Origin of the sequence: Rhodococcus sp. WB1, assembly GCF_001700945.1 — a bacterium.
Classification (GTDB): Bacteria; Actinomycetota; Actinomycetes; order Mycobacteriales; family Mycobacteriaceae; genus Rhodococcus; species Rhodococcus aetherivorans.
Window position 1 is genome coordinate 320,243 of record NZ_CP015529.1, and the last position, 12,446, is coordinate 332,688.

A 12,446-nucleotide genomic window follows, 5' to 3' on the forward strand; every position below is an offset into this window, starting at 1 on the left:
GCCTCCTCCGGAGGGAGGACACCCGGTCCGTCGGGTGGCCGACGCGCCGGCGACCGCCTCACGTCAGGGTCGAAGTCATGACTGCAACCGAGACGACGACCCGGCCCGGGCGCATCGTTGCGCTCGACGTCGCGCGCGGCATCGCCATCCTGGGCACGCTCGGCACGAACATCTGGATCTTCACCGACCCGGCCGGCATCGTCGGCTACCTGAACACGCTCGGTTCCGAGCCGTGGCCCCAGCGGATCCTCATGCCACTCGCCCAGGGCAAGTTCCTGGGGTTGCTGACCTTGATGTTCGGGATCGGTCTGGCGATCCAGGCGGCGTCGGCGCGACGGGCGGGACGGCCGTGGCCGGGCGGGTACCGGGTGCGTGCCGCGCTGCTGTTGCTCGACGGCGCGCTGCACTACCTGCTCGTCGCCGAATTCGACATCCTCATGGGTTACGCACTGGTGTCGATGCTCGTGTGCGGTCTCGTCGTCGCATCGGCACGGGCGCGGCTGTGGGTGGCCGTCGCCGCGTCCGCCGTGCACGTGCTGCTGCTCACCGCGCTGGTGGCGGCGATCGCGGCCGAGCCGGATTCCGGGGCGCCCACCGCCCCGGCCACCGACGTGTTCGCCACCGGCAGCTGGTGGGATCTGGTGGTGTTCCGGGCCGAGAACGTCGGCGCGTTCCGGGCCGAGGTGATCTTCGTGATCCCGATGACGATCGCGATGTTCCTCGCCGGTGCCGCGCTGTACGAGGCGGGAATCTTCGATCCGGGCAGCCGGGTGCTGCGGCGGAAGCTGATGCTGCTCGGGGCGGTCGCCGCCCCGGTCGACGCGGTCGTGGGATTGTGCGGCGGTGAGGCCGGTGTGCTGGTCGCCCGCTACGGCGTGGCCCCGTTCGTCGCGGTCGGCCTGCTCGCCTGGATCGCGCAGTTCCACGCGACGCCGCGGCGGGCGGGGGTGGTCGGGACCGGGCTGGAACGCATCGGCCGGACCGCGTTGAGCTGCTACGTCGCGCAGAACGTTCTCGCCTCTGCGCTGTGCTACGGCTGGGGCCTCGGGCTGGCGGCGAGAGTTGATCCGTCGCTGCGGGTGCCGTTCACCGTCGCGGTGTACCTGCTGGTGTGTGCGGTGCTGCTCGTCACGGCGAGCTGGTGGCTGTGGCGATATCGGCAGGGGCCGGTCGAGTGGTTGTGGCGGGTCTCGTACCAGCGGCTGGTGCGCGAGCCGGCGACCCCTTCCTAGTGGGCCGAATGTCACATTTGGATCGCGGAGCGGAACGCCTGTGACATTCGGTCCGCTGGGAGCGGCTACCCACCAGCGGAGCTATGCGCTAATCTGTGACTCGACCGTGATCAATCCGTTATTAAACGGACCGCTCGAACGGCGAGGACAGCAGATTGGCCCCGTACGCCCGCCACGATGGTGACAACTCCAGCGAAGCTTCCGAACCCGTGGCGCCCCGGCGTGGGGCCCACCGGCGCTCGACCCGGACCGGGCCCGCGCGCCGGTTGCTGACCATCCCCCTGGCGGTCGGCGCCGTGCTCGCGGCCGGCAGCGCCGCGGCCCAGGCGGCGCCCGGCCAACCCCGGGCCGAGGCCGCCCCCGAGCGGCAGCAGCCGACGGTCGGACTCTCGACGGCACCGCAGGTGCTGCAGCTTCCGGACGCCGGCACCGACCGGTACGTCGACCAGCTGCAGCGCGCCGCCGAGCGGGAGGCCGCGCGCCTCGCCGCGGAGGCCGCGGAGCGCCAGCGCGAGGCGGAGCGCCTCGCCCAGCAGGAGGCCGAACGCCTCGCCCAGCAGGAGTCCGAGCGGATCGCACGGGAACTCGCGAGCCGCCCGAGCGCCGTCTTCCCGACCGTCGGGGCGCTGACCTCCGGCTTCGGTCCCCGCTGGGGAACGGCGCACAACGGCATCGACATCGCCAACGCCATCGGCACGCCGATCAAGTCGGTCACCGACGGCACCGTGATCGAATCCGGTCCCGCCTCCGGCTTCGGGCTGTGGGTTCGCATCCAACAGGACGACGGCACCATCGGCGTCTACGGGCACATCAACGAGTCGCTCGTGTCCGTCGGCCAGCAGGTGCGGGCGGGCGACGTGATCGCCACGATGGGCAACCGAGGCCAGTCCACCGGGCCGCACCTGCACTTCGAGGTGTGGCAGCCGGGCGGCGCCAAGATGGACCCGATGGCCTGGTTCGGCTCGCGCGGGATCTCGGTACCTCAGGCCTCGCGCTCCTAGTCGGGCGCCGGTACGCCGCCCCGTCGGGGGGCGCGGCGCACCGGCGTCCGGCTCACCAGATCCGCACGCGCTCCTCCTGCGCGAGATACAGCGCATCGCCGGGACGCACGTCGAACGCCTCGTAGAAGGCGTCGATGTTGCGTACCACCCCGTTGCAGCGGAACTCCGGCGGCGAGTGCGGGTCCACGGCTAGCCGGCGCAGCGCCTCCTCGTCGCGGACCTTGGTCCGCCACACCTGCGCCCAGCCGAAGAACACCCGCTGCAGGCCCGTGAGGCCGTCGATCACGGGCGCCTCGGCGCCGTCGAGTGCGATCTCGTACGCCTTCAGCGCGATGGACAGCCCGCCGAGGTCGCCGATGTTCTCGCCGATGGTGAAGCTGCCGTTGACGCGATGGCCGGCGAGCGCCTTCGGCTCGAACTCGTCGTACTGCGCGATCAGCGCCGCGGTGCGCTTGCCGAACTCGGTGCGATCGTCGTCGGTCCACCAGTTCTCGAGATTGCCGTCGCCGTCGTACTTGGCGCCCTGATCGTCGAAGCCGTGCCCGATCTCGTGGCCGATGACGGCGCCGATCCCGCCGTAGTTGGCGGCGTCGTCGGCGTGCAGGTCGAAGAACGGCGGTTGCAGGATCGCGGCAGGGAACACGATCTCGTTCATACCCGGGTTGTAGTAGGCGTTGACGGTCTGCGGCGTCATGAACCACTCGTCGCGGTCCACCGGCCCACCGAGCTTGGCCAGGTCGCGGTCGTACTCGGCGGCGTAGCCGCTGCGGTAGTTGCCGACCAGATCGCCCGCGTCGATCGTCACGGCCGAGTAGTCCCGCCACTTGTCCGGGTAGCCGATCTTGGGGGTGAACTTCTCCAGCTTGCGCAGCGCCGCCTCGCGGGTCTGCGGGCTCATCCACTCCAGATCGGCGATGCTGCGCCGGTACGCCTCCTGCAGGTTGGCGACGAGGTGCTGCATGCGGGCCTTGGCCTCGGCCGGGAAGTGCCGTTCCACATACAGCTTGCCGACGGCCTCGCCGAGCAGGTCCTGTACGAGCGCCACGCCGCGCTTCCACCGGTCGCGGATCTCCTGCGCGCCGGTCAGGGTGCGGCCGTAGAACGCGAAGTTCTCGGCGACGAGCGCCTCGGTGAGGTACGGCGCGCGGGCGTGCAGGACCCGCCAGGTGGCCCAAGCCTTCCAGTCCTCGAGGGGCGCGTCGGCCCACAGCCGCGCGAACGTGTCGAGGAAGTCCGGCTGGCGGACCACGATCTCGGCCCACTGCTCCTCGGTGGCGCCGAGCGCGTCGATCCAGCCGCGCCAGTCGAAGCCGGGCCGATCGGAGGTCAGCGCCTCGAACGTCACCAGGTTGTAGGACAGGTCGGCGTCGCGCCGCTTGACCACGTCCCAGTGCCCGGCCGCCAGCCGCGTCTCGAGGTCGAGGACCCGCTGCGGGTCGTGCCCGATGCCCGCCAGCTCGAACATGCGCCCGATGTGCGCGACGTACTGCGCCCGGATCTCGGCGTGGCCGTCCTCGCGGTAGTACGACTCGTCGGGCAGGCCGAGGCCGGACTGCGTCGTGTGCATCAGATAGCGCGACGAGTTCTTCGCGTCGGTGTCGACGTAGTGCGCGACGGCGCCGCCGACCCCGACGCGTTGCAGCCGCCCGAGCACGGCCGCGAACTCGGCCCGGTCCGCGGCGTCCGCCACGGCGGCCAGCTCGCCGGCGATCGGGCTCAGCCCCGCCGCCTCCACGGCCTCCGTGTTCAGGAAGCTCGCGTACAGGTCGCCGATGCGCTGCGCGTCGGTGCCCCGCTCGGCCGAGGACGCGGCCGCCTCCTCGATGAGGGTGCGGACGTCGACCTCGGCCTTGTCGAACAGCGTGCGGAACGCGCCGTCGAGGGCCCGGTCGGCGGGGATCTCGTGTTCGGCGAGCCAGCGCCCGTTGACGTGCTCGAACAGATCGTCCTGCGCTCGGGTGCTCTCGTCGAGGTGGGTCAGGTCGATGCCCGAGTGCCGAGCCCGGGAATGCTCCACGATGGTCATGTCGTCCATCCTTACACCCATTCTCCGCACCCGGCACGGGCCTGCGCGTGCGCGACCGGCCGTCCCGGCCCGCGACGCGTCCCGCTCGAGTTACCGTGACCGAAGCCTCACAGACACGTGGAAGCGGGGTGAGCATGTGGGTCTGATGGACCCGATCGACGCCGTTCTCATGACGGCGGAGCTGCTGGCCAACCCCATGCACGTCGCGGTGGTGCTGATCCTCGACCCGCCCGAGGATGCCGGCCCGCGGTTCGTCGACGACGCGTACCGGGACGCCCTCGGCCGGGGCGGCGAGGTGGATCCGGTGCTGCGGCGCCGGGCGCACCGGGGAGTGGACACCGGCGGGTGGTGGGCCTGGCGCGACGTGGACGACATCGACCTGAGCTACCACGTGCGGCGGGCGTCGCTGCCGCCGGGCGCCGGACGGGACGAGCTGTGGCAGCTGGTGGGCGCGTTGCATGCCGAGCCCCTCGACCGCTCCCGCCCGATGTGGGAGGCACACCTCGTCGACGGCCTTCCCGACGGCCGGTACGCGCTCTACATCAAGGTCCACCATGCGGTCCTCGACGGGATCGCGGGCCTGCGGATGATCGAGGAGTCGATGTCGCCGGACCCCGATCGTCGATCGATGTCCCCGTTCTTCGCCACCGGCGGGCGGGACCGGCCCGGGTCCGCGCACGGCGGGCTTCCCACCCCGCTCGCCCTGGCCCGCTCGGCCGTCGGGACGGTCGCCTCCGGGATGGGTCTGGTCCGTCGGACCGTCGAAGGGCAGGTCCGCTCCACGGTGCAGGGCCTGACCACCGACACCACCGTGCTGCCGTTCGCGGCGCCCCGCACCCGGCTCAACGGCCCTCTCGGAGCCGGCCGCACCTTCGCGGCCGCCGGCTGGCCGAAGGCGCGGCTGCGCGCGATCCAGCACGCGGCGGGGGTGACCGGCAACGACGTCGTCACGGCCGTTGTGGCCGGGGCGTTGCGCTCGTGGTTCGCCGAGCACGACGAACTGCCCGGTGACTCCCTGGTGGCGATCTGCCCGGTCTCGGTACGCGGGCGGGAGGACGGCGGGACGGCGGGCAATGCGTTCGGAACCGCGGTGTGCACCCTGGGCACCGACCTCGCCGATCCGGCCGACCGGCTGGGCCTGATCCACCGGTCGATGCAGGTGGCCAAGGAGCGCGTCGCGTCGCTGGGGCCGGTGCCGTCGCTGCTGGTGGCAGCTCCGAGCATCCTGCCGACCATTCTGGTCCCGATGCTCCCGTTCGACCCGAGGGTGCGGCCCGGCTACAACCTCCCGATCTCCAACGTGCCCGGCCCGCGCACCGAGCTGTACTGGAACGGCGCCCACCTCGAGGAGATCTACCCCGTGTCGATCGTGTACGACGGGATGGCTCTCAACGTCACGGTGTGCTCGTATGCCGACCGAGTCGGCTTCGGATATGTGGCCGGTGGGGAAGTAATACCGGACATCGAAGCGTTGATACCTCTGACAGAGCGGTCTCTGTCACAACTGGAGGCCGCGGTAGGAGTGGCGCCATGAGTTCCGACACCGGAGCGACCAGGCGGGTGGACGGCGAGCACCCCCGGACGGAGATGATCGTCGACCCTCGCTTCCTGCCGGTTGCCGACCGGTTCTTCAAGATGTTCCGCGACACCCGGCAGGGCGGCGGGGCGCTGGCCGCGTACCTGCACGGCGAACCGGTGCTCGACATCTGGGCGGGCTGGGCGTCCCGGGACAAGCGCTGGACCCACGACACGGTGGCGCTGTCGTTCTCCACCGGCAAGGGCGTCGCGAGCACCGTGCTGCACCGGCTCGCCGAGCGCGGGCTGGTCGACTACGACGAACCGGTCGCGGCGTACTGGCCCGAATTCGGGGCCGCCGGGAAGGAATCCATCACCGTCCGGGAACTGATGTCGCACCGCGCCGGCCTGCACCGCGCGCGCGGCCTCGTGCCGGGACGCTTCGGGCTGCTCGACTCCGACGCGGTGGCGGCCGCCCTCGCGGCAGCCGCGCCGGACCCGCGCCGGCTCGCCGGCCCCGGCTATCACGCCGTCACCTACGGCAACCTCGTCGCCGAGATCGCCATCCGGGTGACCGGCCTGTCCTTCACCGAGCTGATCGAGCAGGAGATCGCCGGCCCGCTCGGTCTGCGCGAGTTCTGGTTCCACGTGCCGCAGGAAGATCGGCACCGCATCGCCCGGGTGTTCCCCCGGCTGAATCCGACCCCCGCGCCGTGGGCGGTCACCGGCACCGTGCTGTCGCGGCTGCCCGGGTTGCGCGGCGTCGCCGAAGCGGGCATGGCCGAAGGCTTCGACGAGCTGGCCCGCAGCCCCGCGGCGCACGACGCGGTGATGCCGGGGTGGAACGGGGTGTTCACCGCTCGCGCGCTGGCCCGGATGTACGGGGCCCTCGCGAACGCCGGCGAACTCGGCGGGGCGCGGCTGCTGAAGGAGGAGACCCTCGAACAGGTCCTGGAGGTGCAGACCCGTCGCCGCGACTACGTGCTCGGTATCCGCCCGAACTGGCGGCTGGGCTACCACCCGGGCTGGGTCGCCCTGCGCGAGCAGCCGCTGCAGTCGATCGGCCACTTCGGCTTCGGCGGCTCCGGCGCGTTCGCCGATCCGGAAACCGGCCTGTCGATCGCCTTCGTCACCAACCGCCTCGGGAGCGTCACCCCCATCTCGGACATGCGGTTCCCGCGCCTCGGCGCCGCGGGTGTCGTCGTCGCCCGGCAGGCGGCCTGACGGCGGGCTACCTGACGGCCTGCCGAGGAGCCCGCACCCCGTGCCGACCCGGGACCTGTCAGTGGTGCACGCGGCGCCCGGTGACCGCCTCGACCACGAACAGCAGGATCACCGGCGGCTCTGTTCCGAACCACGGATGACGGTGGGAGACTGGGAAGCGCGAAACGGTTTCGTCTGTCCGAGGAGCGCGGCGATGACCACCCACCGAGAACATGCAGGCCACGAACACGCCCACGGCGAGGGCTGCGGGCACGTGGCCGTGCCACACGGCGACCACGTCGACTATGTGCACGACGGGCATCTGCACCGAGTCCACGACGGACACGTCGACGAGTGTGAACCCGCCGAGCATGTGGCCCACGAAGGACACGACCACGTCCACGGTGAAGGCTGCGGGCACGTGGCCGTCCCGCACGGGGATCACCTGGACTACATCCACGACGGGCACCGGCACGCCGCGCACGACGGGCACTACGACGACCACTGACCGGTACGACCTGCGCCCGCCCCTGATGCGACGGTCCGAGCCCGGGGGCCGGACGAGGGTCGTCTCCGCCCGCCGCTCGGCGAGTTGATCGAGCGCGGTCGGAAGCCGACACCTTCAGAGCGAACCCATGTGCACGCTCGCGTGGGCCCGCACCAGGACCGCGCCGTCCGGTGCGGTGAGGTGCGTGTCGATCGAGGCGAGTCGCCGGCCCGCACGGGTGACCTTCGCCTCGACGAGCATGTCGGGCCCCGGCGCCTCGGGTGAGCGCAGGTAGTCGAGGGTCAGGTTCAGCAGCCGGTACTGCCGGCCGGCGGCGGTGAGGGTCTGGGCCGCCAGTTCGGCGACGGCGTCGGCGACGGAGACCAGCACCCCGCCCTGCACCGCCCCCATGGGATTGGCCATCCACTCCACCGGCGGCACCACCGCGGTGACGTGGCCCTTCTCGACGGTCTGCAGGCGCAGGCCGAGTAGTCCCGCGAGCGGTCCGCGGGCCACCGTGCCGGCGGCGATGCCGGAGACTACGTCGAGCCCGGGGCGGTCGGTGAGCTCCGCCGGATCCGTCCAGGGTTCGGGGGTGGGCCGGGACAGACCGGACGCGTCCGCGAACGAGTCTGCGTCGAACACGGCGGGACGATTCACGACCATGGACCGCCCCGTCAGCTGGATCACCAGATCGCCTGCGTCGTCGCGGATCTGCGCGGTGCTCAGTGCCGTGTCCTCGTCCACGTGGACGGCGCGGCCGGTACCGTGCAGATTCCCCTGGGCGGAAATCGGATTCGCGGTCGACGCGCTGAGTTGGGTGAGTACGGACCGGGTGTCGCGGCCCTGGCCCCGCCACACGAGGTGCGGGGCGGCGCCGAGCACGACGTCGGTGAGCACACCGACGGACCCGACGGTGGTGCGGCCGCGGTGGTCGAGAAACCGGTTGCCGAGCGGTTGGCGGAACGCCACCGTTCGGGGCTCCCCGACCACGGTGTCGATACCCATGAAGGCGTTGAGGCGATCGGTTTCGGGGGCGGTGACGGTCACGGGAGGCATCCTGGGATCGGGAGGGACGGAGCGAGGGTTCGCTCGGTCACCGTACCGAGGCCGGGACCGGGGCGTCCCGCCCACCCCGGTCAGCCGAGATGCGCGTGCATCTCCCACACGAGGATCTCCGCGGCCGTGTCGGTGTGGATCCGCTGTCCGCCGGACCCGGTCAGTCGCACGGCGTCACCCTCCCGCAGGGTGCCGGCGCCCTCGAGCTCGGCCGTGCCCTGGGCGACGAACACGTGCAGGTACGGCGCATCGGGTAGGACGACCGTCCGGCCCGGCTGCAGCCGGGCGACCGACAGCCCGGCGTACCTGTTGTGGATGCGGATGGCGGCGTGGTCGCGGTGCTCGGGGATCCCGGTCGCGACGGGCACCAGTCCGCCGCGCATCAGCTCGTCGTCGATCTCGAGTTGTTCGTAGCCGGGGGTGATGCCCGACTCGTCCGGGACCACCCACATCTGGATGAAGCGCACCGGTTCGGCGTGTTCCCCGGCGTGCAGCCCCGTGACGCCGGGCAGTCGCCAGGAGTCGTTCTTCTCCGAGTGCAGGATGCCCGTCCCGGCGCTCATCCGTTGCGCCAGGCCGGGGTAGATGACGCCGGAGTGCCCGATCGAGTCCTGGTGCACGAGGCTGCCGCGCAGCACCCAGGTCACGATCTCCATGTCGCGGTGCGGATGCGTGTCGAAGCCCTGGCCCGGCAGGACGGTGTCGTCGTTGCTGACCAGCAGCAGCCCGTGGTGGGTGTTGTCCGGGTCGTAGTGGTGCCCGAAGGAGAACGAGTGCTTCGAATCGAGCCAGGAGATCTTCGTCGTCAGCCGGTCCTCGGCGCGCCGGATGTCGATGGTCGGGGCGTCGGTCATGGTGTCTCCTCGAAAGGTATCGCGGTTCAGGGTACGGAGCGGAACGGGGCGCGGACGGGCCGGGCCGCGCAGCTTTCGGATGCGCGCCCCGGTCCCGGCGCGCGTTACGGCAACTGCTCGTGTTCGGCCGGGACGGTCCCGAGCCGGCCGGCCTGGAAGTCCTCGAACGCCTGGATGATCTCGGCCTTGGTGTTCATCACGAACGGCCCGTACATCGCCACGGGCTCGCGGATCGGCCGCCCGCCGAGCAGGAACACCTCGAGCGACGCGGTGCGCGAGTCCTGGGTGGCGGCGGCGGTGAACGTGACGCTGTCACCGTTGGGTCCGAACACGGCGGTCTGTCCCGCCCGGATCGGTGCGCGCTCCGCGCCGACGGTGCCGTCCCCGGCGAGCACGTAACCGAGCGCGTTGTACTCCCGGCGCCACGGCAGGGTCACCGAGGCGCCGGGCGCGACGGTCAGGTGGGCCAGGGCGATCGGGGTGTGGGTGACGCCGGGGCCGCGCACACCGCCGATCTCGCCGGCGACGACGCGGACGAGGGCGCCGCCGTCGGGGGAGGAGGCCAGGGCCACCTGGCTGCCGGAGATGTCCTGGTATCGGGGCTGCGCCATCTTGTTGTCCCGGGGCAGGTTCACCCACAACTGCACGCCGTGGAACAGGCCGCCGCTGGCCACGACATGTTCGGGCGGGGCCTCGATGTGCAGGATGCCCGACCCCGCCGTCATCCACTGGGTGTCGCCGCCGCCGATGGTGCCGCCGCCGCCGTTGGAGTCCTTGTGCTCCAGGATCCCGTCGATCATGTAGGTGACGGTCTCGAAGCCGCGGTGCGGGTGCCACGGGGTGCCCTTGGGTTCACCGGGTGCGTACTGCACCTCGCCCATCTGGTCCATGTGGATGAACGGATCGAGGAAGCGCTGGTCGATGCCTGCGAATGCCCGGCGCACGGGGAAACCCTCACCCTCGTATCCGAGGGGGGCGGTACGGACGCCGAGGACGGGACGGGCGGGGGCGTCGGGCGCGGGGGACGGGATGCGGGGCAGGGTGAGGATGTTGTCTACGGTCACCGCGGGCATGGCGGGCTCCTTCGGCATGTAGTTGACTGTTCAACTACTCTAACCGACCGGCCGGGGGATTTGTTCCTGCCGTGCGACGGGCGCGAGCCGGCCGGTCCGGAAACGGCAAACCCCCTGCCCGAGGGGAGGGGAGGGCAGGGGGTCCGCGCCGGGCGCGTGACGCCCGGCGCCACGTCCCGCCTACGGGGGGAGGGAGGTGGGACGCGGTGTCTGTGACGGCCGATCGTCTCCGTCGGCCGGATGAAGCCAGGATACATACCCGCTGGGGTATGGTCCATCGCTTCGGTGCGCTGAGCACCGGCCGCAGAGCATAGTTCCTCGCACGGCTCTGCGCCGGGATTTCGGCGATCCCGGGCGGGCGATGAGTTTCCCGCTGCCGGGTGGTCTACCTGCTCGACACCCTCACCCGAGGTACCGTCCGCCCGCTCACACGCAAGGAGTTGAAGATGTCCCGCATGCTCTTCGCCAACCTGGCCGTCAAGGATGTCGCCGCCACCCGCACGTTCTTCGACGCTCTCGGCTTCACCTTCAACGAGATGTTCTGCGACGCCAACACCGCCTGCCTCGAGATCAACGAACAGACCTACGTGATGCTCCTCGAGGAGCCGCGCTTCCGCGATTTCATCACCGGCGACATCTGCGACACCGCCACGGCCCGTGAGGTGCTCATGAGCGTGTCCGCCGAGAGCCGCGACGAGGTCGACCGGCTCGTCGACGCCGCGCTCGCCGCCGGTGGCAGCGACTGGATCACCGCCGGCTCGGAGGAGATGAAGACCGACTTCATGTACGGCCGGGCCTTCCGCGACCTCGACGGGCACGTCTGGGAGGTCATGTGGATGGACGTCGAGGCCGCGGCCGCCGCGATGGGACCCCAGGCCGAGACGTCCGTGCAGACGTAGCGGCCGGCGTCAGGGGTGCTCGGGCAGCCCGAACAGGGCGAACAGCTCGGTGTCGAAGAACACCGTCACATGCACCACCCGGTCGCCCACGACATCGAGCACCTGCAGCTGAAACGGATGGTGCTGCCCGTCCTCGCCTCTCATATAGAGGCCGAGGGCGGGCTGCCCGTTCGCCACCGTCGGCAGCAGAACCTGGTCTCCCGGCCCGCTCGCCGGGCAATGCGTCCGGATGAGGGTCCCGATCGCCTCGGCGCCGCGGTACCAGCCCTCGAACGGCGGCATCTCCCAGACCGCCTCCTGGGTGAGCATCTCGACGATCGAATCGATGTCGTACTTCTCGAACCCCTCGACCCAGCGCCGCACCAGCGCCTGCGCCTCCGGGCTCTCCGGCTCGACCAGATTCTCCTTCGTCACCTGCGCCTGCTGCAGCTGCGCGCGGGCCCGCTGGAGCAGGCTGTTCACCGCGGCCGTCGAGGTGTCCAGCGCGGTGGCCACCTCCGTCGCCCGCCACTGCAGCACGTCCCTCAGCAGCAGCACTGCCCGCTGCCGCGCCGACAGATGCTGCAGCGCCGCCACGAACGCCAGACGGATGGACTCGCGCGAGGTCACGATCGCCGCCGGGTCCGTCGGGTCGTCCGGCCGACCGTCGTCGCCGAGGGATCCGCCGGGAATCGGCTCGAGCCACGGCACTTCCCCGCGCTCGACGAGGTCGTCGACCGGATCCGAACTCGGCGCCCCCAGCCCCGTCGGCAGCGGCCGGCGCGACCGGCCCTCCAGCGCGGTCAGGCACACGTTGGTCGCGATGCGGTGCAGCCACGTCCGCAGCGACGAGCGGCCGCCGAAGTTGGCGTAGCCGCGCCAGGCGCGCAGGTACGTCTCCTGCACGAGGTCCTCCGCGTCGTGGATCGAGCCACTCATCCGGTAACAGTGCGCCAGCAGCTCACGCCGGTACGGACCGGCGAGCGTCAGAAAGTCGTCCTGCGAATCGAGAACCTGCTCCGTCATGGTGTGCCCCCGCCTGCCCGTCGGTCCGAAGTGCAGTTACGAGCGTGAGCGTAGCCCTGGGGGCCGACAGGAAACAGGGTCTCGAACTATCT

General features: G+C 71.2%; 11 protein-coding genes. 6 read left to right on the top strand and 5 right to left on the bottom strand.

What is annotated here, in order from left to right:
• The first annotated feature begins 77 nt into the window (after positions 1 to 77).
• Positions 78 to 1,232: a DUF418 domain-containing protein gene (locus A4U64_RS01540; RefSeq protein WP_065922052.1), complete on the top strand. Its 1,155-nt coding sequence runs from the start codon at positions 78 to 80 to the stop codon at positions 1,230 to 1,232.
• Between the two features lie 266 nt (positions 1,233 to 1,498).
• Entirely contained in the window at positions 1,499 to 2,233 is a 735-nt protein-coding gene (locus tag A4U64_RS01545; protein ID WP_006947325.1) for a M23 family metallopeptidase, read from the top strand.
• Between the two features lie 52 nt (positions 2,234 to 2,285).
• On the opposite strand, the gene A4U64_RS01550 is transcribed toward A4U64_RS01545, so the two are convergent.
• A complete protein-coding gene (locus A4U64_RS01550) occupies positions 2,286 to 4,259 on the bottom strand; it encodes a M13 family metallopeptidase (protein WP_065923380.1) in 1,974 nt (657 codons plus the stop codon).
• Between the two features lie 136 nt (positions 4,260 to 4,395).
• On the opposite strand from A4U64_RS01550, the gene A4U64_RS01555 reads away from it, so the two are divergent.
• From A4U64_RS01555 to A4U64_RS01565, 3 genes are all read left to right on the top strand, one after another.
• On the top strand, positions 4,396 to 5,793 hold the full coding sequence (locus A4U64_RS01555; RefSeq protein ID WP_006947329.1) for a WS/DGAT/MGAT family O-acyltransferase: 1,398 nt from the start codon (positions 4,396 to 4,398) through the stop codon (positions 5,791 to 5,793).
• Positions 5,790 to 6,998 carry a serine hydrolase domain-containing protein gene (locus tag A4U64_RS01560; protein ID WP_006947337.1) on the top strand — a complete coding sequence of 403 codons (1,209 nt, stop codon included), beginning with the start codon at positions 5,790 to 5,792 and terminating at the stop codon, positions 6,996 to 6,998. The genes A4U64_RS01555 and A4U64_RS01560 overlap by 4 nt, the downstream gene beginning before the upstream one ends.
• A 193-nt stretch (positions 6,999 to 7,191) precedes the next feature.
• The gene (locus A4U64_RS01565; protein ID WP_037201177.1) at positions 7,192 to 7,485 is read left to right on the top strand and encodes a hypothetical protein; all 294 of its coding nucleotides are present in this window, start codon (positions 7,192 to 7,194) and stop codon (positions 7,483 to 7,485) included.
• A 114-nt stretch (positions 7,486 to 7,599) separates the two neighbouring features.
• Here A4U64_RS01565 and A4U64_RS01570 read toward each other — a convergent pair whose 3' ends face one another.
• From A4U64_RS01570 to A4U64_RS01580, 3 genes are all read right to left on the bottom strand, one after another.
• A complete protein-coding gene (locus A4U64_RS01570; protein ID WP_006947340.1) occupies positions 7,600 to 8,514 on the bottom strand; it encodes a PaaI family thioesterase in 915 nt (304 codons plus the stop codon).
• Positions 8,515 to 8,603: 89 nt separating this feature from the next.
• A complete protein-coding gene (locus A4U64_RS01575; protein WP_006947341.1) occupies positions 8,604 to 9,377 on the bottom strand; it encodes a pirin family protein in 774 nt (257 codons plus the stop codon).
• 104 nt (positions 9,378 to 9,481) lie between these two features.
• A complete protein-coding gene (locus A4U64_RS01580) occupies positions 9,482 to 10,450 on the bottom strand; it encodes a pirin family protein (protein ID WP_065922053.1) in 969 nt (322 codons plus the stop codon).
• Between the two features lie 446 nt (positions 10,451 to 10,896).
• Between A4U64_RS01580 and A4U64_RS01585 the strand changes: the two genes are divergently transcribed.
• Positions 10,897 to 11,349, top strand: a complete 453-nt coding sequence (locus tag A4U64_RS01585) for a VOC family protein (RefSeq protein WP_029546253.1) — start codon at positions 10,897 to 10,899, stop codon at positions 11,347 to 11,349.
• Positions 11,350 to 11,358: 9 nt separating this feature from the next.
• On the opposite strand, the gene A4U64_RS01590 is transcribed toward A4U64_RS01585, so the two are convergent.
• Positions 11,359 to 12,354, bottom strand: coding sequence for a sigma-70 family RNA polymerase sigma factor (locus A4U64_RS01590; RefSeq protein WP_006947344.1), 996 nt, complete (start codon positions 12,352 to 12,354; stop codon positions 11,359 to 11,361).
• Positions 12,355 to 12,446: the final 92 nt, after the last annotated feature.

Excerpts from the sequence above, each read along its gene's own strand:
- A4U64_RS01585 (WP_029546253.1), top strand. The coding sequence starts at position 10,897 with ATGTCCCGCATGCTCTTCGCCAACCTGGCCGTCAAGGATGTCGCCGCC.
- A4U64_RS01575 (WP_006947341.1), bottom strand. The coding sequence starts at position 9,377 with ATGACCGACGCCCCGACCATCGACATCCGGCGCGCCGAGGACCGGCTG.
- A4U64_RS01560 (WP_006947337.1), top strand. The coding sequence starts at position 5,790 with ATGAGTTCCGACACCGGAGCGACCAGGCGGGTGGACGGCGAGCACCCC.
- A4U64_RS01565 (WP_037201177.1), top strand. The coding sequence starts at position 7,192 with ATGACCACCCACCGAGAACATGCAGGCCACGAACACGCCCACGGCGAG.
- A4U64_RS01580 (WP_065922053.1), bottom strand. The coding sequence starts at position 10,450 with ATGCCCGCGGTGACCGTAGACAACATCCTCACCCTGCCCCGCATCCCG.
- A4U64_RS01540 (WP_065922052.1), top strand. The coding sequence starts at position 78 with ATGACTGCAACCGAGACGACGACCCGGCCCGGGCGCATCGTTGCGCTC.
- A4U64_RS01590 (WP_006947344.1), bottom strand. The coding sequence starts at position 12,354 with ATGACGGAGCAGGTTCTCGATTCGCAGGACGACTTTCTGACGCTCGCC.
- A4U64_RS01550 (WP_065923380.1), bottom strand. The coding sequence starts at position 4,259 with ATGACCATCGTGGAGCATTCCCGGGCTCGGCACTCGGGCATCGACCTG.